The sequence below is a fragment of the Aeromonas sp. EERV15 genome (assembly GCF_900079845.1).
Classification (GTDB): Bacteria; Pseudomonadota; Gammaproteobacteria; order Enterobacterales; family Aeromonadaceae; genus Aeromonas; species Aeromonas sobria.
The window spans coordinates 43394-64927 of sequence record NZ_FKKY02000008.1 but is presented as its reverse complement, the minus strand read 5'-3'; the positions used below and the strand labels follow the sequence as shown (position 1 = coordinate 64927).

Annotated in this window: 16 protein-coding genes; 8 read left to right on the top strand and 8 right to left on the bottom strand. The window is 55.3% G+C overall.

Annotation, left to right across the window (positions count from 1 at the left end):
- Nucleotides 1-185: 185 nt before the first annotated feature.
- Nucleotides 186-620 (bottom strand): YcgN family cysteine cluster protein, encoded by a 435-nt coding sequence (locus BN4575_RS08675; RefSeq protein ID WP_042019284.1) that lies wholly within the window; start codon nucleotides 618-620, stop codon nucleotides 186-188.
- A 151-nt stretch (nucleotides 621-771) separates the two neighbouring features.
- Nucleotides 772-1257 (bottom strand): cell division inhibitor, encoded by a 486-nt coding sequence (locus BN4575_RS08670; RefSeq protein ID WP_068977890.1) that lies wholly within the window; start codon nucleotides 1255-1257, stop codon nucleotides 772-774.
- Nucleotides 1258-1486: 229 nt separating this feature from the next.
- Here BN4575_RS08670 and BN4575_RS08665 point away from each other — a divergent pair, with 229 nt between their 5' ends.
- Both BN4575_RS08665 and BN4575_RS08660 read left to right on the top strand, forming a co-directional pair.
- Nucleotides 1487-1684, top strand: a complete 198-nt coding sequence (locus BN4575_RS08665) for a DUF4250 domain-containing protein (RefSeq protein ID WP_042019225.1) — start codon at nucleotides 1487-1489, stop codon at nucleotides 1682-1684.
- Nucleotides 1685-2059: 375 nt separating this feature from the next.
- The gene (locus BN4575_RS08660; protein WP_068977889.1) at nucleotides 2060-4537 is read left to right on the top strand and encodes a glycogen/starch/alpha-glucan phosphorylase; all 2478 of its coding nucleotides are present in this window, start codon (nucleotides 2060-2062) and stop codon (nucleotides 4535-4537) included.
- Between the two features lie 64 nt (nucleotides 4538-4601).
- Here the strand turns inward: BN4575_RS08660 and BN4575_RS08655 are convergent, their stop codons facing one another.
- Nucleotides 4602-5984: an SLC13 family permease gene (locus BN4575_RS08655; protein ID WP_068977888.1), complete on the bottom strand. Its 1383-nt coding sequence runs from the start codon at nucleotides 5982-5984 to the stop codon at nucleotides 4602-4604.
- A 161-nt stretch (nucleotides 5985-6145) separates the two neighbouring features.
- Nucleotides 6146-6580, bottom strand: coding sequence for a thioredoxin TrxC (gene trxC, locus BN4575_RS08650; RefSeq protein WP_042019231.1), 435 nt, complete (start codon nucleotides 6578-6580; stop codon nucleotides 6146-6148).
- A 174-nt stretch (nucleotides 6581-6754) separates the two neighbouring features.
- Between trxC and BN4575_RS08645 the strand changes: the two genes are divergently transcribed.
- From BN4575_RS08645 to BN4575_RS08635, 3 genes are all read left to right on the top strand, one after another.
- Nucleotides 6755-9559, top strand: a complete 2805-nt coding sequence (locus tag BN4575_RS08645; protein ID WP_068977887.1) for a hybrid sensor histidine kinase/response regulator — start codon at nucleotides 6755-6757, stop codon at nucleotides 9557-9559.
- 166 nt (nucleotides 9560-9725) lie between these two features.
- Nucleotides 9726-11462 carry an ABC transporter transmembrane domain-containing protein gene (locus BN4575_RS08640; RefSeq protein ID WP_068977886.1) on the top strand — a complete coding sequence of 579 codons (1737 nt, stop codon included), beginning with the start codon at nucleotides 9726-9728 and terminating at the stop codon, nucleotides 11460-11462.
- The gene (locus BN4575_RS08635; protein ID WP_068977885.1) at nucleotides 11459-13210 is read left to right on the top strand and encodes an ABC transporter transmembrane domain-containing protein; all 1752 of its coding nucleotides are present in this window, start codon (nucleotides 11459-11461) and stop codon (nucleotides 13208-13210) included. The genes BN4575_RS08640 and BN4575_RS08635 overlap by 4 nt, the downstream gene beginning before the upstream one ends.
- 117 nt (nucleotides 13211-13327) lie before the next feature.
- Here the strand turns inward: BN4575_RS08635 and BN4575_RS08630 are convergent, their stop codons facing one another.
- The gene (locus BN4575_RS08630; RefSeq protein ID WP_068977884.1) at nucleotides 13328-14923 is read right to left on the bottom strand and encodes a methyl-accepting chemotaxis protein; all 1596 of its coding nucleotides are present in this window, start codon (nucleotides 14921-14923) and stop codon (nucleotides 13328-13330) included.
- Nucleotides 14924-15177: 254 nt separating this feature from the next.
- Here BN4575_RS08630 and hutW point away from each other — a divergent pair, with 254 nt between their 5' ends.
- A complete protein-coding gene (gene hutW, locus BN4575_RS08625) occupies nucleotides 15178-16539 on the top strand; it encodes a heme anaerobic degradation radical SAM methyltransferase ChuW/HutW (protein WP_068977883.1) in 1362 nt (453 codons plus the stop codon).
- A 99-nt stretch (nucleotides 16540-16638) separates the two neighbouring features.
- Here hutW and BN4575_RS08620 read toward each other — a convergent pair whose 3' ends face one another.
- Entirely contained in the window at nucleotides 16639-18024 is a 1386-nt protein-coding gene (locus BN4575_RS08620; protein WP_042019238.1) for a DEAD/DEAH box helicase, read from the bottom strand.
- 179 nt (nucleotides 18025-18203) lie between these two features.
- Nucleotides 18204-18680 (bottom strand): glutathione peroxidase, encoded by a 477-nt coding sequence (locus BN4575_RS08615; protein WP_042019240.1) that lies wholly within the window; start codon nucleotides 18678-18680, stop codon nucleotides 18204-18206.
- A 304-nt stretch (nucleotides 18681-18984) separates the two neighbouring features.
- Here BN4575_RS08615 and BN4575_RS08610 point away from each other — a divergent pair, with 304 nt between their 5' ends.
- Nucleotides 18985-19593, top strand: a complete 609-nt coding sequence (locus tag BN4575_RS08610; RefSeq protein ID WP_042019241.1) for a 2OG-Fe(II) oxygenase — start codon at nucleotides 18985-18987, stop codon at nucleotides 19591-19593.
- A 204-nt stretch (nucleotides 19594-19797) separates the two neighbouring features.
- Nucleotides 19798-20787 (top strand): D-alanine--D-alanine ligase, encoded by a 990-nt coding sequence (locus BN4575_RS08605; RefSeq protein WP_068977882.1) that lies wholly within the window; start codon nucleotides 19798-19800, stop codon nucleotides 20785-20787.
- Nucleotides 20788-20961: 174 nt separating this feature from the next.
- On the opposite strand, the gene BN4575_RS21730 is transcribed toward BN4575_RS08605, so the two are convergent.
- Nucleotides 20962-21357: a hypothetical protein gene (locus BN4575_RS21730; protein WP_141689752.1), complete on the bottom strand. Its 396-nt coding sequence runs from the start codon at nucleotides 21355-21357 to the stop codon at nucleotides 20962-20964.
- Nucleotides 21358-21534 lie beyond the last annotated feature (177 nt).

Sequence of the window (21534 nt, the reverse complement as noted above, 5' to 3'; positions counted from 1 at the left end):
CTCTGCCTCTGCCTCTCTGCCGCTATCTTCTACCAATGTACCGGTGTGTTGTAAGGAGGGGGTTACGGTGATCCTGCCAGATATGCGTTGGGTTCTTCTCAATGAAGCGGAAAACCATGTCTGCAGAAACAACAAGGGCTGCACAATGTGCAGCCCTTGTCTCAATGAAAATAGGGGGGAGCGTGTCAGCTGGCCCAGGTGATGATGTGATCAATCCATTCACCTGCCTGCTCCTCGTGAATGACCTTGCCACGTACAGATTGACCTGCCTGATGCATCGCGGAGCGACTGCCCGTCAGCAGAGGATGCCACTGTGGCAGGGTGTCACCTTCTGCTAGCAAACGATAGGCGCAACTAGAGGGCAGCCAGTCATATTCGGCAATCTTGTCATGGGTGATCTGCAGGCAATCAGGCTCTTTTTTGAAACGATTGGTATAGTCAGAGCACTGACAGGTCTTGGTGTTGAGCAGGTTACAGGCGACATTGGTGAACACCAGCTCGTCGGTATCTTCATCGATCAGCTTGTTGAGGCAGCATTTGCCACAACCGTCGCAGAGGGATTCCCATTCGGACTCAGTCATCTGCTGCAGACTCTTGGTCTGCCAAAAGGGGGCTTGCATGATGCCGCTCACTTAATTCACCTGATAAAGCGCGTGGTTATACCCTGTGTAACTCACAATTTCAAGAAGAGGGTCATATTGACGGCAAAATAGCTGCCATGGTGTCAAATTGCGGCGAATCATCTTGATGTGTCTATGGGGTGACCGTGCCTTAATGATTGAGATAGATGTCCTGCTCTGCATAGGCAAGCAGGGGTGTGATTGGGCTTGTTCGTTGTGTGCCAAAGAAACGAGTCAGCACACCAGATTGTTGTCCCAGACGTTGCAGCTTGGCGTGATCCAGCTCGATCTGCTCGGGGAGCCAGGTAAACACGGCAGCACAGTGGCCGTTGCCCAGACTGCGCTCCAGAGTCTGTTGCCAGTTCTTGATTTTAGGGCTGTGTACTACCAGTACCCTTTTGGGATCTATGCCTTGCTCTTGCAGCCGCACAGCGGTGGGGCGCCCCGGTGGTGCTATCAGCAAGATCCAGCCGGCGTGAGTGTTGCCTAGCTTGGCCAATTCAGTCAGAAACTGATCATCAGACTTGATCGTCACGCCATAGTGAGCAGATTCCGCTTTGCAAGCGGTTCTGGTTGGCCATGGGTTACTCATGGCACGGTTCATCGCAAACGGCAGTGAGTGCAGAGGCTGGTTCATAGTTCAATTCCTGTATGAATGTCCAAGCTGTATGTGCATACAGTAGTTCTATCCTGCGGTAGTGACAAGGTGTTTTTGCTGAAATCTGTGATGGCGTTGGCACGGGTTTTACTTATGATTTTGTTTTTAAAGGTTTTTTATAAAAACCATGCCGTGTGTTTTTTGCTCTATGGACAAATGGCGCTGCACCGCCCATGGTTATACAGGCTATTTAAAGGGAGGTGCCGCTATGGATATAAGTACCTTGCAGCGTCTGGATGCCAACATCTTGCTGGGCATCATCAATGAAAAACTGAGACTGGAGTGCGATGGGTTGGAGGAGCTGCTGGCCTATTACGATATGAGTGAAGCCCAGTTGGCAGGACGTCTGGATCAGATTGGGTACCATTACGATCCATTGAGCAATCAGTTCAAGGCACATCTCTGAGGGTGCAATGATTGCTTCATATTTATACGGTAATTTTTAAGGCGCATTGAAATCGGTTTCAATGCGCCATCTTGTTGCCTATTTTCAGGGATTTTCAAGGCTTGGCAATCTCTGAAAACCTATTCATGCCATAATATTTTCATTTACTTTATAAGTTGTTGATAATAAAGGTTATGTTTGTTTTTCTACAATCAGTTAAAGGAAAGGGTTTTCAAGCTTTTCAGGCTGTTTTTATCGGTTAAAGTGTGACTTGCGTTAACTTTTAATTCTGCCGCTTTAGTTAGTATTCTCACGCCGGTACATATTTTGAGATAACAACAGCGCCGGTCCCGCAAGCGGGATAACAATTTTATTTGTAACGAAGGAATATGGTTTATGGCTACCAAGAAGAAGACAGACCAGGATCTCCAACTGGATAAAGATCAGCTCAAGGCGAGTATCGTGCGTCACCTGCGTTCTACCTTGGGAACAAGCGAACAGAAAGCCTCCCCCGAAGCGTGGTGGAAAGCCACTGCTGCGGCCGTCAATGAACAGGTGTACGAGCGCCTGACCCGCACTCAGCAGACTCACTTCAAGAAAGATACTCGTGCCATTCACTATCTCTCTGCTGAATTCCTGATGGGACGATTGACTTCCAACAACCTGCACAACCTCTCCCTGTACAAGGCTTGTGAAGAGGCGCTGGGTGAGCTCGGTCTGGAGCTGACCGATCTTTGCGAGCAAGAGCCCGACATGGCCCTTGGCAACGGCGGCCTGGGTCGTCTGGCTGCCTGCTTTATCGATTCGCTGGCAACCCTCAACTATCCGGCAGTCGGCTATGGACTCCATTACGAACATGGTCTGTTTCGTCAAGAGATCCAGGATGGCCGTCAGATCGAGCGTCCGGACTCCTGGCGTGAATACGGTAACCCTTGGGAAATTTGCCGACCGGAATCCGTTCAAGAGATCCCGCTCTACGGCTATGTGGAGACTGTATTCGGTGACAAGGGTGGCCTGAAAAAAGTATGGCATGCCGGTCGCAAGATCAAAGGGGTGCCTTGGGATATCCCTGTCGTCGGATTTGGCGGTAACACGGTCAACATTTTGCGCCTGTGGGAATCCCGCGCATCCGAGTTTTTCGACTGGGACGTATTCAACGCCGGTGGTTACATCGACTCTCAGGCTGAAAAAGCCCAGGCAGAGACTATCTCCAAGGTGCTCTATCCAAACGATGATACCGATGCGGGCAAAGAGCTGCGCCTGATCCAGCAGTACTTCTTCTGTGCCTGCTCCATCAAGGACATCATGCGCCGCTACAAGCGGGTGCATGGCGCTGATTTCAGCAACTTTGCCGCGCAAATTGCCATTCAGCTCAACGATACTCATCCGGCGGTGGCTATCCCCGAACTGATGCGGGTACTGGTGGACGAGGAAGATTTGAACTGGGAGGCCGCTTGGGCCATCTGCTATCAGGTGTTCTCCTACACCAACCACACTTTGCTGCCTGAAGCGCTCGAGAAGTGGTCGGTCAGTTTGTTTGAGAAGGTGCTGCCCCGTCATCTGGAAGTGATTTATGAGATTAACGCCCGTTTCCTGAGCGAGCAGGTCGAGCCCAAGTGGCCAGGCAATGATGTCATCAAGGCCAAACTCTCCATCATCGAAGAGGGGAGTGTGCGCAAGGTGCGGATGGGCAATCTCTGTGTGGTCGGCTCTTCCAAAGTGAACGGCGTAGCCGAAATCCACTCCAAACTGGTGAAAGAGGACCTCTTCCCCGAGTATGCCGAGCTGTGGCCTCAGAAGCTGTGCAATGTCACCAACGGGGTGACACCGCGTCGCTGGCTGTTGGCTTGTAACCCTGAGCTGGCCGGGCTGTATACCGAAGTGGTTGGCAAAGAGTGGCCGCTGCAGCTGGACAAACTGCGTGGGGTGGCGAAGTTTGCAGATGACAAGGCGTTTCAGCAGCAGTTTATGACCATCAAGCGTCATAACAAGGAGAAACTGGTCAAGGTTATCAAGGCGGAGACCGGTATTGATGTTAGCGCCGAGGCGATCTTTGACATCCAGATCAAGCGTCTACACGAATACAAGCGCCAGCAGCTGAACCTTATCCACATCATGGCGTTGTATCGTCGCCTGCTGGCCAACCCAGACTATGACATGCATCCGCGGGTGTTCATTTTCGGATCCAAGGCCGCACCCGGTTACAAACTGGCCAAAGACATCATCTATGCCATCAATAAGTTGGCGGATCGGGTCAATAACGACACCCGTATCCAGGGCAAGCTGAAAGTGGTGTTCATGCCGAACTACCGCGTCAGCCTTGCGGAGAAACTGATCCCGGCGGCCGATGTCTCCGAGCAGATCTCCACTGCAGGTTATGAGGCTTCTGGCACCGGCAACATGAAGATGGCGCTCAACGGTGCGATCACCATAGGTACGCTGGACGGCGCTAACATCGAGATCGCTGAAGAGGCGGGTGCCGAAAACTGTGCCATTTTTGGTCTGACGGTAGACGAGGTGAAGTCGTTGAAAGCGCGCGGTTACAACCCGTACGACTTCTACTATGCCAACTCAGAGCTCAAAGCCGTGCTGGACTGGTTTGATACTGACTACTTCACACCGGGTCGTCCGGGTGAGCTGGCCTCCATCAAGCGCTCCTTGCTGGAAGGGGGAGACCCTTATCTGGCCTTGGCGGACTTCCAGTCCTACTCAGAGGCACACAAGCTGATCGATACCTGGTATCGGGATCCTGCGCTGTGGGCCAAGAAGGCAATCATCAACTCGGCCACCATGGGCAAGTTCAACTCCGACCGATCCATTCAGGACTATGTGGATCGGATTTGGAACCTGAAGAGTTGCAATGTTGCGGGTTGATTAACCACTGGATATGAAAAAGCCCTCGCATTGCGAGGGCTTTTTGTTTTGGCGTAACAGGTGATCAGAGAATATCACCGACAAAATAGGCCAGCAGTGCGAGCAACACGGTAAAGACTACGTTGAGGGCCATACCGGCTTTCATCATCTCCTTCTGGCGAATATGGCCGCTGGCAAAGACGATGGCATTGGGTGGCGTGGCGACCGGCAACATAAAAGCGCAGGAGGCACCGATAGCGATCAATACCGCCATCACGATGGGGGAGACACCTAGCGCCTCGGCCACACCGGCGAACAGCGGGATCAGCAGAGCAGCGGTGGCAGTGTTGGAGACCAGTTCAGTCAGGAACACCACGAAGGCCGCCAGCATCAGCAGGATCACGAAGATATTGGCATGGGAGAGCACGGCCGACAGGTGTGCAGCCAGAAAGGCGCTGGTGCCAGTGGCTTTGAGTATGGCGCTTAGGGTCAAGCCGCCGCCAAACAGCATCAGTACTCCCCAGTCGGTGTTCTGGTTGACGTCGTCCCAACTGGCGACGCGGCTGACCACGATGGCAATGATGGCGCCCATGGCAATCAGGGTGTCGAGTTGCGGGATGCCGCCAAAGGCGTTGGAGATAGGTTGTGAGCCGATCCACAGCACAACAGTGGTCAGGAAGATAGCCAGGGTAACTTTGCGCTCACGGGTCCAGCTGATGGTGACATCCTGGATCTCGACGCGGTGGTTGAGCTGCGGGCGGGTCACCAGATAGAGCAGGGCAATGCCGCAGGGCATCAGGATCAGCACCACCGGAATACCGAACTTCATCCAGTCGGTGAAGCCGATCCCCATCTGGGCGGCAGCGATGGCGTTGGGCGGGCTGCCCACCAGGGTACCGATGCCACCGATACTGGCGCTGTAGGCGATCCCCAGCAGTACGAATACGAAGGTTGCGCGATCTTTTTTGCTATCGAGGCGAGCCAGCATACCGATAGCCAGTGGCAGCATCATAGCGGTGGTGGCGGTGTTGCTGATCCACATCGACATGGCGGCAGTAATGGTAAAGAGCAGGATGACGCCCCAACCCAGATGGCCATTGGCCATGTGCATCACTTTGCCTGCCATCAGGGTATCCAGTCCCTGTTTGGAGAGGGCGGCCGCGAGGGCGAAACCGCCAAAAAACAGGAACAGGATCGGGTTGGCAAAGTCGGTGAGGGATTTGCTCATGTCAAACACCCCGAGCACGGTGGCAAGCAGGGGCACCAGCAGGGCGGTGATGGTGACGTGCAGCGCTTCGGTCAGCCAGAGGATGGCGATAAAGACCAGAATGCCCAGCCCCTTGTTGACCATGGGATCAAACGGGAGCCAGGCCAGCATGGCACAAAGTAGCAGGACATCCAAGATGACGATCCCTGATTTGATGTCCAGCCAGCGAGATGGCGCAGAGGGTACAGCCGATGTGTGCATAATGTTCTCTCGGTTAATTTATGGTTGTTTTTGTGTTGCCGAGGTTACATCTGTTCACCTATTTGAAACAGGTTGCATTACTCAAAATCAGTCACGACTCACAGAGTGATTGATAAAAATGCGCGAAATTAAACATGAATAAAACATATGTGCAGCATAAGTTAAACATCAATGAACTGTTCCAGCCACTGCTTGAACATACTCTTGGGAAGCGAACCGTTTATCTGATCCACGATGTTGCCCTGCTTGAATACTATCAAGGTGGGAATGCTGCGAATGGCGTAACGGGTTGCAATGGCGGCCTGCTGCTCGGTATCGACTTTGACAAAGCGCATTCGGGGCTCTAACTCGTGCGCCACTTCATGAAATACCGGTGCAAACTGCTGGCAGGGGCCGCACCAGCTAGCCCAGAAATCGACCACTACCGGAATATCGGAGTTGATCAGGGTATCAAATTGATCTGATCGTCCAAGGATTGGGGTCTGGCTGAACACTGGCGCCTTGCAATGGCCGCATTTGGCTGATGTGTCGATATGGGTGACAGGCAGGCGGTTTCTGGTAAAGCAGTGGCTACAATAAGTAGTGACAAATGACATAATTGGCTCCTTCAAGATCGGCTCTGGCCGCAGATATGATGGGGGGCAGAATGAAACAACAGCAAGGTTACAGTGAAATAACGGTAACACAGTGGCCGGCGGGAGTGGATAATTCCCCTGGGTTTATCGCCCAACCGGATAATTCAGCGACCACCAGATGAGAGTCGAGACGGGATGAAAAAAGGATCACGGAAGAACCGTGTTGTGGCAGTGCTGATCACAGCCTTGTTGCTCGCTTTTTCAGGTTACTGCTGGCAGTTGCTCAGTCAACAACAGCAGGTGAAGGAGCTCAATAGCACGGCAGAGGTGGTGCTAAACAGGATCAACGCCGATACCGTCTATCTGCTTGGGCGGGAGCAGGCCAACGACAGTAATATCCAGCAGCGCCTCGGCCAGTTATCCATCATCCTTGACGGCTTTGTTCGCCACATCCGCAGCGATCCTGCCGCTGAGCAAGACCCTCTGTCGCAAGCGCTGCTGGCGGATATGGATGTTTATCTGATGGAGTTGTCCAAACTCCACGCCATGGAGATGGCCATTGAATATCTCGAGTCGCCACTGCAGGCCCAGGCTATCAAAATGCGCGAGATCACTCAGTCAGACAGCGCACTACAACGTGATGTGGCTGAGCTGGTACAGCTGACCAACTATTTGCAGCGTAGCTGGGATAAAAATGAGCAGCAGCAGCTGGCACTGCTGCAACAACAGTTGCAATCCCGTTATGGTAGTGAGCCGGGGGTTACCGCGCTGATCCGCCTCAGCAAAGACATGAGCCAGCAGGTGGTCGCGTATCACACCCTACGTTATCGGCTCATCGACATGCATGTGGTTGATAGTCTTATCAGCTGGAAGACCGACAAGCTGGAGCGCGCCAGCGCCTTGATGAATCGCTTCTATCTGATGGTGCTGGGCGGTGCGTTAATCTGCTTTGGTCTGGTCGCTTATACCCTGTGGCGCCGTAATCATAAGCTGAGTGAATTGTCGCGCCATACCGGCCTGCTGGCCCAGGCCAAGAGCGATTTTCTGGCCAACATGAGCCACGAGATCCGCACTCCCATGAACGCCATCATTGGCTTCAGTTCGCTGGCACTGCAGACCGAACTGGATCAGCAACAACGGGACTATCTGGGCAAGATCAAATCCTCCTCCGACACCTTGCTGCTGCTTATCAACGACATCCTTGATCTGACCAAGGTGGAGTCCGGCAAGCTGACCCTCGAAGAGATCGACTTCGATCTCAGCGAGCAGCTCGATTCTCTGGCGGGCATGTTTGCCGATCTGGCAGAGCGCAAACATGTGGAGGTGATCATTCGCAAATCGCCAGAGGTGCCGGTCTTCTTGCGTGGGGATCCCCTGCGGCTGGGGCAGGTGCTGGTCAACCTCGTTAACAATGCCATCAAGTTTACCGAGCGTGGTGAAGTCGAAGTCTCTATCCAGCTGGTCAATGCCCATCCGATGAGGGTCAGCTTCAGTGTGCGGGATACCGGAATTGGTATTGCCGAGGAGAAACAGACTCAGTTGTTTCAGGCCTTTACCCAGCTGGAGGCGGGCAATACCCGTAAATATGGTGGTTCTGGTTTGGGGCTCAATATCTCCCAGCGCCTAGTGGAACTGATGGGGGGGAAAATCACCGTACAGAGCAAATCAGGCGTTGGTTCGCGGTTTCAGTTTGATATTCCGATGGCAACAGCAGCGTATGGTGTATCCGGGCACCGGGTATTCTTTGAGCACCAGCCGCTAGTGATGGTGATGGATGACAATGAGCTGGTATTGGATCTCGTCCGTGACATCCTGACGCGTGCCGGAGTGCGGGTATTGTCAGTCAACAGCCTTTCTCGTGCCCGTCAGGTGTTATGGGAAGAGGGGCAAAACCTGCGTCTGGCGATTCTCGACTGGCGCATGGGCCAGGAAGACGGGCTCGATCTGGCACTGGAGATGTATCAACATAGCCTGTGGCGGCAGATCCCTATCCTGATGATCAGTGCCTGGGCGAGGGAAGGGTTGCACGCCAGAATGGACAGTATGGGGTTGACCCATTTTCTGTCCAAGCCGATGACCGAAAACGGGTTATTGGCCAAGGTGGATGAGGTGCTCAACGGCAGCTCCTACGATCAGCATCTGCGCAAGGCGGAGGTGCAGGGGGATCAACAGCATTTTAAATCCTTGTTGCAAGGTACCCGGGTGTTGCTGGCCGAAGATAATCGGGTCAATCAACAGCTGATCATGGAGTATCTGCGTCGGGTTGATGCAAAGGTCTGTGTGGTGAGTAATGGTCGGGAAGCGGTAGAGCGGGTTGCTGAGCAACCTTTTGATGTGATCCTGATGGATCTGCAGATGCCGGTGCTGGATGGTCTCGATGCCACGCGCCAGATCCGCAAAATGGTCGATAAGCACGATGTGCCCATTATTGCCCTCACCGCCAGCGCTATGCCTGGCGACAAGGATCGTTGTCTGGGTGTTGGGATGAATGGCTATGTCACCAAACCGGTCAGCAAGCTGGAACTCTATAACAACTTGCTACAGTGGGTAAAACCACAAGACTTTGCGCGGACTGGACTGGTTGAGGTCAGGCCACCCGATCAGATGGATATCCTCGATTTGCAGGAGGCCCTCAAACGGTTGGAGCAGGACAAGGAGGCGTTGCAGATCCTGTTCAAGTTGTTCATGTCGGAGCATAAGGACGATCTGTGGGAGATCCGCTCCGCCTTGCGCAGTCAGCAACCCGAGGTGGCCAGCAAGTTGTTGCATACCCTCAAGGGGGTGTCGGCCAACATCTCGGCGGTTCGCTTGCAGATGGTCAGCGGAGATCTGGAGTGGCGTTTAAGGCAAAAAGAGGTGCTGAACGAGGTGGATCTGGAGCAGTTGCAATACGTATTTGGTCAGACGCGGGAAGAGGTGTCGCACTTTTTGCTCACAGGTGAGCAGCATGATAATTCGCATAATCCCTATTCATCAGGGGATGATCACATGTCACAGTGAATTAAATAGTAATTATTCTCAACCATGCCGGTTCAGGATATGATGAGCTTTCATTCTAATCGCCTCCAGTTGGAGGCGATTGTTTTCATTTTTCTCAGTTTGCGTGGCTTGCCTGGCGGCTGCTCTGACGAGTGGTCACTGACAGATAACGCTAAAGGTTGGTGGTGTGAGCGTTTTTTTACGATTGAGCTGGTTTTTCAAGGAGCAGTGGCCTCGCTATCTGGCCGCCATCTCCCTGCTGCTGATGGTGGCCCTGTTGACGGTGATCCCCCCTAAAGTGGTGGGCTGGGTGGTGGATGGCATCACCAGGGGAGAGCTCGATAATGGCACCTTGATGCGTTATCTGGCAGGGTTGTTTGGTCTTGGTCTGCTGATTTATCTGCTGCGTTACGTCTGGCGGGTGATGCTGTTTGGCGCTTCATACCGGCTGGCCTATGTCTTGCGTAATCGGCTGTTCAGCCATTTCACCCGCATGAGCCCCGATTTTTATCAGCGCCACCGTACCGGCGATCTGATGGCCCATGCTACCAACGACATTCAAGCGGTTGAGATGACTGCCGGTGAAGGGGTGCTTACGCTGGTAGATTCCATCATGGTCGGGGTGCTGGTGCTCTCCATCATGTGCAGCCAGTACTCCTGGCAATTGACGCTGCTCTCGTTGTTACCGCTGCCGGTGATGGCCTATTTCATGAACCGTTTCGGCACTCAGATCTACACCCAGTTCAAGGCGGCGCAGGGGACTTTTTCCAAGCTCAATAACAAGACACAGGAAGCCCTTTCCGGCGTGCGGGTGCTCAAATCCTATGCGGTTGAGTCCCTTGAAGATGAAGGCTTTGCCGAGCTGACAAGGCAGGCCGGGGATCGCAACATGGCGGTAGCCCGTATCGATGCCAAGTTTGATCCGGTGATCTATCTCTGTATCGGTTGCTCTTACTTTCTTGCGGTGGCGGGGGGGAGTGCGCTGGTATTGCAAGATGAATTGACCCTGGGGCAGCTCACCAGCTTTACCATGTATCTTGGCCAGCTGATTTGGCCGATGTTTGCCATCGCCTGGTTGTTCAACATTATCGAACGGGGCAGTGCCGCCTATTCCCGCATCGAGAGCCTGCTTGGCGAACGCAGCGACATTGAAGAACCTGCTCATCCAACGGCATTTATCGCAGCGTTTCCCCTTCATGTTGAGGCGGTGAGTTATCGGCTGGAGCAACGCACCCTGCTGCAAGATGTGGATTTTACCCTGCAACGGAACGGTATGCTCGGGGTGGTGGGACGCACTGGTGCTGGCAAGAGCACCTTGCTCAAGCTGTTGATGCGCCTTGCCAATCCCACTGCAGGCCAGATAGTGATGGGTGGCGTGACCATTGAGCAGCTGTCGTTGGCGGTGTTGCGGAGCCAGTTTGCCTATGTGCCGCAGGAGCCGTTCCTGTTTTCCACCACCATCGCCGCCAATATTGCCCTCGGCAAGCCCGATGCGAGTCGCGAGGAGGTCGAGCGGGTGGCGCGTATCGCCTGTGTCCACGATGATATCGTGCGTTTCCCCAAGGGGTATGAAACCGAGGTGGGGGAGAAGGGCGTCACCCTCTCCGGTGGTCAGAAACAGCGGCTCGCCATTGCCCGCGCCCTGCTGCTAGAGGCGCCGATCCTGGTACTTGATGATGCGCTGTCAGCGGTAGATGCCCACACCGAGCAGCAGATCCTCCATGCGCTGAAGGCCCATGATCGCACTTTGATCCTGATTAGCCACCGGATGACGGCGGTGGAACAGGCCGACGAGATATTGGTATTGGAGCAGGGGGTGATCAGTGAGCGGGGTAGTCATCAGGAGCTGATGGCACATGATGGCTGGTATGCTGACATGGTGCGCTACCAGCGTCTGGAGCAAGACGTGGAGGAGAGCCTGTGAACCCGACTATCAAACGGCTGCTGGGGTACTGTGCCCGTTATCCGCGTTGGCTGATCCAAGCTGGCATCTGCCTGCTACTGGCGACGGGCGCTGAAGTGGCAGGGCCACTGCTGATCAAGACCTTCATCGATGACTATCTGGCACCACGCAATATTGTGTGGCCAGCCATCGGCGCGATTGCTGCCGGTTATCTGGCCTTGCAGGTACTCTCTGCGGCGGGTTTCTATTTGCAATCACTGCGCTTTAACCGCATCGCCCAGGCGGTGGTGCAGACCTTGCGCGAGCAGGTGTTTGCTACCGCCATAAGGTTGCCGGTTCGCTATTTTGACCAGCATCGCTCGGGTTCCCTCATCTCCCGGATCACCAATGACACTGAAGCCATCATGAACCTCTATGTGCAGGTGATCGGGATGCTGGTGCAAAAGGTGGTGCTGTTGTGCGGCATTCTCATCTCAATGGCATTGCTGGATCTGCGCTTGATGCTGGTCTGTGCGACCTTGCTGCCTGCGGTAATGGCTGTGATGTGGCTTTATCAGAAGTTGAGTGTGCCGGTGGTACGAGTGACCCGTAGTTTGCTGTCCGATATCAACAGTCGCCTTAACGAGTCGCTGCAGGGAATGCCGGTGATCCAGGCGATGGTACAAGAACGTCATTTCGCCAACGCCTTTGCCGAGGTTAACCAGCAACACTGGTCGGCCCGGCTCAAGAGTCTCAAGATCAATGGCATCCTGCTGCGCCCGCTGATCGACATGTTTTACATGATGGTGCTGATCGGTTTGCTGGCGTTGTTTGCCAAAGAGGGATTAAGTGCAGAAGGGGCCATTCAGGTGGGGGTGCTTTATGCCTTTATCAGCTATCTGGGGCGGATGATCGAGCCCTTGATCGAGATGACCAACCAGCTTAACCAGCTGCAGCAGGCGATGGTGGCGGGGGAGCGGGTGTTTGCCCTGCTCGATGAGCCGCGTGAAAGTACCGATGGCGCACACCAGGATCTGCAAGGACGGGTTTGCTTTGATAAGGTGACTTTTTCCTATGATGGCCAGCAACAGGTGCTGCGACAGGTCAGTTTTGCTGCGCGACCCGGTCAGATGTTGGCGCTGGTGGGCCATACCGGCAGCGGCAAGTCCACCATCATCAGTCTGCTGATGGGCTTCTATCCGCTAGACCATGGAGCGATCCGTTTTGATGATCACTCGCTAGAGGCGCTGTCGCTGGCCGCGGTGCGCCGCACTATCGGACTGGTGCAGCAAGATCCCTTTATCTTCGTCGGCACTCTGGCGGAGAACCTGCGTCTTGGCCGCGCTGGCATCGATGAGGGGCGGCTCTGGCAAGCACTGAGCGAGGTGCAGCTGGCCGAGTTTGTTCGCAGCTTGCCGGAGGGGATCAACACCCTGATGGAGGAGGGGGGCAAGAACCTCTCCGCCGGTCAGCGTCAGTTGCTCTCGTTCGCCCGCGCGCTGGTGGGGGATCCGCGCATCCTCATTCTGGACGAAGCAACCGCCAGTGTGGACTCCCAGACCGAGCTGGCGCTGTCACAGGCGATCTCTGCGGCGCGTCGTGGCCGCACCACCATCGCCATCGCTCACCGACTTTCGACCATTGTCGATGCGGACGAGATCCTGCTGCTCTCCCGCGGTCAGGTGAACGAGCGGGGCAGCCACAGTGAACTGATGGCTCTTGGCGGTCATTATGCCCAGCTGTTCGAGATGCAGAGCCAGGGGGCATGGCTTGAGGAAAAACGGGCTTAAGCCGTCAGCATGGCCGATGACTGATCGCATATAGAGCCAACATGTGATCGGTCAATCTGATAAGTGAAAAATCCGATACCTGTACAGGTATCGGATTTTTTTGCTGAGCTGCAGCGATCACCAACGGTAGGTTTTAAGCAGCGCCTCCAGTTTCTGGCACTGCTCTACCAGCTGGATGCTGGCGAGATTGGCATCATGGGCCTGGCCCAGAGTGTCGTTGGAGGTGCTGCGAATATCGCTCACCGAGCTGTCCACCTCATGGCAAACCCGATCCTGCTCTTCGGCCGACTGAGCCATCTGGGCGTTGAGGTCGTTGATGCTGGCAATACGTCCGATGATGTTCTGCATGGCTGCCAGGGTCGCTTCGGTCTTGCTGATGCTCTCACCGGCCTTGCTTTTTGCATCCCCGATCACCGTAACCGCGCTCTGGGCCTCTTTTTGCAGCGCTGCGATCATCCGGGAGATCTCTTCGCTGGCGGCGCGGCTGCGGTTGGATAGCGCTCGTACTTCATCGGCCACCACCGCAAAGCCGCGTCCCTGTTCGCCCGCCCGGGCCGCTTCAATGGCGGCGTTCAGCGCCAGCAGGTTGGTTTGATCGGCTATCCCTTTGATCACTTCCAGCACACTGTCAACGGCGAGGCAGCGACTGTCGAGTTGCTGGATCACCTGATCCACCCGATCAATTTCGGCCGACATCTCGTCCATATCGGTGATGGAGTGCTGGGCGAGCCGGCTGGTGTTGGCGGCATCCTGATTGGTGAGGGCGGAGAGCTCGGCGCTGCGGCGGGCGTGTTCGCGCACTTCGTGAGAGCTGGCGGCCAGTTCGCTCACTGCGGCGGCGACCTGAGTGGTCATCCCCTCTTGCTGGCTGGCCGAATTTTCGGTCTGGGTCGCGATCTGACGGATCTGGTTCGACTCCTGATAGAGCTGGTGGGTGGCGCCTTCCACCTCCTGCAGACTGTGGCGGAACCCCTGCACCATGTCATTGACGGCGCGGGTCATCTGGCCCAGTTCATCCCGGCTGTGATTGACCAGGGGGAGGGCCAGGTCACGCTCTTTGGCCATCTGGATCATGGTGAGTTGCAACTGACGTAGCGGGCGTTTCACGTAGCGTTGCAACACCCACCAGAGCAGGCCGAAGCCGAGGCTGAAGACGGCTGCCAGGCTGCCGCTCAGGATCAGGTTGTTGTGGCGGATCTCGCCGAAGGTGTGGCTGAGGTCATAACTGATCCGCACCGCGCCCATCACTGTCCCCTCATTGACCTGATGGCAACTGGTGCACTGGGTGCCGCGATACTCCTTGTAGGCTTTGAACGGCTTGATCAGGGTGAGCTGGTTGCCCTGTTGCTGGAGGATGGTCTCTCCCTGATTGATGGCCCGCTCATCGAGGGGGTCTTGCGCTTTCTGATCCGGGTGACCCGGGCCAAACAGGTTGCTGACGGCCGGGGCACGGATCAGGCGGGCCTCGACAATACCTGCCTCGCTTTTGAGTTTGGTCTGCACAATCTGCCGGTTGGCCATGCCACCGGTCATCATCAGCACGTTGAGCTGATCCATGTAGGTGTTGGCCGCGCTCTCGACTTTCTCTCCCGCCAGCCGGATGGCGAGATCCCGTTGTAGCCAGGCAGAGAGTTCGAAGCAGAGGCCAAAGGTGGTGCTGATGACCAGCGCAAGAGGGAGGAATATTTTCCAGTTCAAGGAGAGGTTATGCATCTTGGGCAAGTTCCATGCGCTTGGTGTTGTTATGAGATCCCGTATCATCTTGATCGTAGACGAAGAAACGGCGGGAGATGGTTCTCTATCGGCACACCATAACCGCTCTTGAGTAAATAATCTGTTAAGTAGATCGGTAATGCATGTTGCCAAAATGGCCTCTGGGAATGGCGCTGCTCCTTGGGTTGATCCAGAACAAATTGCCAGTAACGATAATCGTTATCATTGTCATTATTTGCTGAATAGTGACCACCATGAATCTGACCCCCTCAATGACCGGCATTGCCTCACCGGACCCCCTTAAATTTGCCTTTAGCGCCAAGACTTCTGCTCACGCCAGTCGGGGAGGGATGCGCCCCTTCCCGCTGGATGAGGCCGGTTGGCAGGGCTGGTGGCAGCGCGAAAGCGATGCGCAAGAGCGAGCCCTCTATATCCACATTCCGTTTTGCCGCAAGCGCTGCAGCTTCTGTAATTTTTTTGAAAATGGCGCCAATCCGGCGCGGATCAACCGCTACATCAATGCGCTCTGCGGGTCGCTTGCTCAGGCAGCAGAGACGCCATTAGCGCAGAGCATGGCTTTTTCGGCGGTGTATGTGGGGGGCGGCACGCCGACGGATATGAGCGCTGACGAGCTGGCGATGCTGGCCGAGGTGATCCGCCGTTTTCCGCTGGCGACCGATGCCGAGGTGACGCTGGAGGGGCGGCTCAACGGTTTTGATGATGAAAAATGGCAGACGGCACTGGCGGGTGGCTTCAACCGCTTCTCGTTCGGGGTGCAGAGCTTTGATACCCAAGTGCGCCAGCAGGCGGCCCGCTTCGATGACAGGGATACCCTGCTGACCCGTCTTGGCGAGCTGACCAGGGATGATGCGGCTGTGATCGTGGCAGACCTCATCTTCGGTCTGCCCGGTCAGGATGATGCCGTGTGGCAGCAGGATATCCGTGATGTGATGGCGAGCGGCGTGCACGGGGTGGATCTCTACCAATTGATCGCCATGCAGGGCACCAATCTTGAGCGGGCGCAGGAGAAGGGCACCCTGGGTTGGGTAGCCGACAGCCAGCAGCGAGCAGCCATGTATGCCTATGGCGGAGCGCAACTGGAAGCCCACGGCTGGGAGCGCCTATCGTGCAGCCACTGGCGACGCAGCCAGGCCGAGCAGAGCCGCTATAACCAGATGGCCAAGCGTGGCGCCGAGATCCTCCCTTTTGGCGCCGGGGCGGGGGGCAGTGTTCATGGTCACGGCTTGATGTATGGCCGGGAACTGGCCCCTTGGCACGATGCGTTGGCCAACGGCAAGCGGGCGCCTGGGATGGTGATGGGGCGCAATCCCAATGGGCGGATGGATGGTGTGCTAAGAGGGGCCCTCGACTGTGGTGTGCTGGCACTGGATCGTCTGCCTGCGCCTTTGCTGACTCATCTTATGCCGCTCTTTGCAGTTTGGCAGCAGCACGGGTTGGCTGAAATCGGTGGCGATAGACTGTTGCTGACCCTGGCCGGTCGCTTCTGGAACGTCAATATGCAGGCTGGCTTGTTCGAGTTCTTGCAGCTCAATCCGCTCGATGGTTCCGCGCCGCCCAGCCATGGCGCCGCCGCTGTGGGTCATTCACTGGTCTGATCCTGAGCTGAACAGCTGGGTGCAACTGCCACGTTGATAACGCAAGAGGGAGCCAAATTGGCTCCCTCTTGGGGTTAGAGCGGCAGCTCAGGGCGTGATTTATTCGTCACTGCTGTCCTGATAGCTGTCGCGCATGGTCTTGGGCAGGCGGCGCATCGGGGTAAAGCCGATATCTTCACCGACCACTTCCCGTTTGCGGGCTGGTGCCGGTTTTTTGGGGGCATCGCTCTTGGCTTTACCTTTGCCTGCTGCGGGTTTGCCTTTGGCATTGCTCTTGGCGTTGGCATGGCCGCGGTCACGGGGCGGGTTTTGCACCGGCTTGCTACCTGGCAGGGTTTGGCGGCTCACCTTACCGCTGGGCTCGTACCCGGCCATGATCTCCCGTGGCAGAGACTGGCCGATCAGGGCTTCGATGGCTTTGAGTTGATCCAGCTCGTCATGGCTGACCAGCGAGATGGCTTCACCACCACGACCGGCACGGCCAGTTCGGCCGATACGGTGGATATAATCCTCTGCCATTTGCGGCAGTTCGAAGTTGATCACATAGGGCAGTTGATCGATATCGAGGCCGCGGGCGGCGATATCGGTGGCGACCAGCACCCGCACGGCGCCGCTGCGAAAATCAGCCAGTGCCCGGTTGCGGGCGCCCTGGCTCTTGTCACCGTGAATAGCCACGGTATTGAGGCCATCTTTTTGCATCTGCTGGGCGAGGCGATCGGCGATCTGCTTGGTGCGGACAAACACCAGCACCCGCTGCCAGTTGCCACGGCCAATCATATGAGAAAGCATCTCACGACGGCGTTCCCGATCGACTTCGATGATCCGCTGAGTCACCTGTTCGGCGGCGGTATTGCTCGGGTCAACCTCGATCAGGGTGGGCTCCTTGAGCAAATCATCGGCCAGCGCTTTGATCTCGTTGGAGAAAGTGGCAGAGAACAGCAGGGTTTGCCGCTCTGCAGGCAGTGCCTTCATGATCCGGCGAATGTCGACGATAAAACCCATGTCGAGCATACGGTCAGCTTCATCCAGTACCAGCACTTCCAGCTGGTTCAGGGTCAGTGCACCTTGAGTCAGCAGGTCGAGCAAGCGGCCCGGGGTGGCGACCAGAATATCCACACCCAGCTTGATGGCGTCGAGGTTGGGTTTGATGCTGACGCCACCGTAGGCGATCAGGGTACGAAACGGCAGGTGGTGGGCATATTTGGTGATGCTCTCACCCACTTGGGCGGCCAACTCGCGAGTCGGAGTGAGCACCAGCGCACGCACCTGACGGCGGCTACGCCCGTGGTTGACCAGCAGTCGCTGTAACATAGGCAGGGTGAAACCGGCCGTTTTGCCTGTGCCTGTCTGAGCGCCGCCGAGCACATCCTGACCGGCCAGAATGGCCGGAATCGCTTGCTGCTGGATGGGGGTTGGCTGCTCGTAACCCAGCTCCTTGACGGCCCGCAAAATGTGCGGGGACAGACCCAGTTCGTTAAATGACATGTTCGAGAGACACTCCTGAGGTGAGCCTTGGGCTCAATGGGTGATCGGCAGCGTTGCACCAATCACCATCTGGAAAAGATAGTGGGGCCGTAATATAGCAGAAGAGCGGCCTGCACGCAGTAGCTGTCGTGCTGGCCGCCACACAATGGTGTAAATATGGCGAAAACAGGGTCGGGGGATCAGAGCATCTCGCGGATCTGTTCGGTCAGACTCTCGGGTTTGGCTTGCGGGGCGAATCTGTCCACCACATTGCCCTCCTGGTCGATCAGAAATTTGGTGAAGTTCCATTTGACGTTTTCCAGCCCCAAAAATCCCGGTTTCTGCTTTTTAAGCCACTGGTAGAAGGGGTGGGCATGTTCGCCGTTGACATCGCACTTGGCCATGATGGGAAAGCTGACCGGATAGTCGAGTGAGCAGAAGCTGGCGATATCGTCCGCATCCCCCGGCTCCTGATTGCCGAACTGGTTGCAGGGGAAGCCCAGGATCACCAAGCCCTTGGGCCCAAGCTCCTGATAGAGCGCTTCAAGACCGGTGTATTGCGGGGTAAATCCACAGCGACTGGCCACATTGACCACCAATATCACCTTGCCGGCCAGCTGAGTCAGCGGATAGGGGGTGTCATCCAGTTGTTGCAAAGTCAGATCAGGCAGGGACATGACATTATCCTTTTGTTGGTTGTCAGCATAAGAGAGGGGGAACAGGGCTACTGCTACGGTATCGGTTGGCTCTTGCTGCGGCAAGACTCGCCGGTGATGGCACCTGCTCATTGCGGGTAATATCACACTTTCGTCAGCCAATACGGCAAGGGGAGGGGCGGGATCACACTCATCTGGAAAAATCAGATAGTCATCAATGAAATAGCGTATTGATGGCGGGACTTCTCAAGAGAAGCAAACCGGTTTGTACCTTGGCCGGTAAGCCGCTACAAAGCGCCCTCTCTCCACTCATTGTGAGCCTGTCTTGGACTATCAAGCTGTCATGGATGCCATTTACACCCGGGGATGGGTGATTGTGGATGATTTTTTAACCGCCACCGAAGTGGATGCCCTCAAAGCGTGTCTACCCACAGAGTGGCAACCCGCCGGCATTGGCCGTGAGACGCTGCATCAAGGCAATGCCGATATTCGTCGTGACCAGATCCACTGGCTGGAGCCGGAACTCGGCGCCCCAGTGGTCGATTACCTCGCGCGAATGGAGTCCCTGCGGCTCGCCGCCAACCGGATGCTGATGCTGGGGCTGTTTGACTACGAGGCTCACTTTGCCCGCTATCGCAGCGGGGATTTTTACGCCACCCATCGCGATGCCTTTGCCGGTCGCTCCAACCGTCGCTTCACCTCGGTGTTTTACCTCAACAACGACTGGCAGCCCGAGGCCGGTGGCGTGCTCAGGGTGTATGACAACGACGAGCAGTTTCTGATGGATGTCAGCCCCAAAGGGGGGCGGCTGGTGTTGTTCCTCTCCGAGGAGTTTCCCCACGAAGTGCTGCCCGCCAATCAACAACGTTACAGCATTGCTGGCTGGTTTCGGGTCAATGGCAATGGTGTGGGGCGGGTAGATCCGCCCCGCTGAGGCGCGGTTTTACCGGTTTTTGACAGCACGGGCGCTTTTCACCGCAAGAAGTAGGGTGATGGGGCTCCCATCAGCTGACAAGGGTTGATCTCCCTTGCTACACTGGCGCGCACTTATGTTCGTATCTGGCTTCGTCCGGTTTTTATGGTGATTGGCTTATCAAATGGTCATGACGAGGCCGCTTTCCCAAGGGATCACATCTAAATGAAGAACATGCATGTCTTGCTGCTGTGCGGCGGCGGTGGCTCCGAGCACGAAGTCTCTCTGCGTAGCGCCAATTTCCTCGAGCAACAACTCGCTCTCCTGCCCGGCATCGAAGTGACCCGTGTCGAGATGTTCGCCGACCGCTGGCTCAGTGCCGATGGCCGCGAGTGCAAGCTGGGGCTCGACAAGCTGCTTTCGTTTGACAGCGTGGCCCGTCCGGTGGATTACGTGGTGCCCTGCATTCACGGCTATCCGGGTGAGACCGGCGATCTGCAATCCTTCCTCGAACTGGCCGGATTGCCTTATCTCGGTTGCGATGCCGAGGCGAGCAAGATCTGCTTCAACAAGATCAGCACCAAACTGTGGCTCACCGCCATCGGCATTCCCAACACCCCTTACCTGTTCCTGACCGAGCAGAGCGACGCGGCCCTTGCTGATGCCAAAGCCGCGCTGGCCAAGTGGGGCAAGGTCTTTATCAAGGCCGCCTCTCAGGGCTCTTCCGTTGGCTGCTACTCCGCCAGCAACGAAGCCGACCTGGTGAAGGGCATTGCCGATGCCTTCGGTTACTCCGAACAGGTGTTGATCGAAAAAGCGGTCAAGCCGCGCGAGCTGGAAGTGGCGGCCTATCAGTACGGTGACGAGCTGATCGCCACCTATCCGGGCGAGATCTGTGTCCCGCAGGACAAGTTCTACAGCTATGAAGAGAAGTACAGCAGCGCCAGCCACACCGAAACCAGCCTCACGGCACAAGGGCTGACCCAGGCGCAGGCCGATGCGATCCACGAGTATGCCCTCAAGGCATTCCGTCAGCTGAAACTGACCCACCTCTCGCGCATCGACTTCTTCCTGACCGACGAGGGCGAGATCCTGCTCAACGAGATCAACACCTTCCCGGGCATGACCTCCATCTCCATGTTCCCGAAACTGCTGGAGCATCACGGTCACCGCTTCGCCGACTACCTTGAGCAGATCCTGCGCAAGGCCAGCTAGGTTGTCTCTCCCGTTCACGGAGTGAAGAACGACCCAATAAACATCCCCGCCAACCGGCGGGGATTTTTTTATCCGTTTATCACCAGCAGCGTGAACCAGCGTGATAGGATCGATGGGCTCCACAGCTCAGCAATAAGAAAGACGCCCTAGGGCGTCTTTTATAAAATGCTTAAATTAACTAGATAAATACAGTCCTCTTTTAACTTCACCATTAATTGTCTCAAGTAATATAGTAGGTGTTTTAGCTTCTTGCACTCTATTGTTTAGCTGCATCAATTGCGATTTTTCAGTTTCAAATATAATGTCAGTCTTATTGAGTCTGTTTTTCACTATAGTGACATTCGCTTCAGTGCTTATTGTGCGCTCAAACAAAGGCTTCATGATGTTTAAATGACGAGAGATCGTGCGTTTACATTTTTCCCAACTGTATGAAACACCAAACTCATTATTCAACTCATTTATATATAGTTCACTTGCAATGGAAAATTCACTATTTCCTTTAAGCTTAATGAATAAAATCAAGTTTGCAATTAATAGACATTGCATCCCAATGAAATATTCACGATGCAAACGCTCTATATTGTTTATTTTTTCATTTAGATCGTCCCTTACATCGTTTGAACCAAATATCCTGTCAGGATCAAAAGCATTTATTTCTTGATGTGATTGTATAATGTTTTTTTTTAATGTGACTCACTTCAGAGCGAACTTCATGTACACTCTTTGATATGTTCTGTAGGCTGGTTT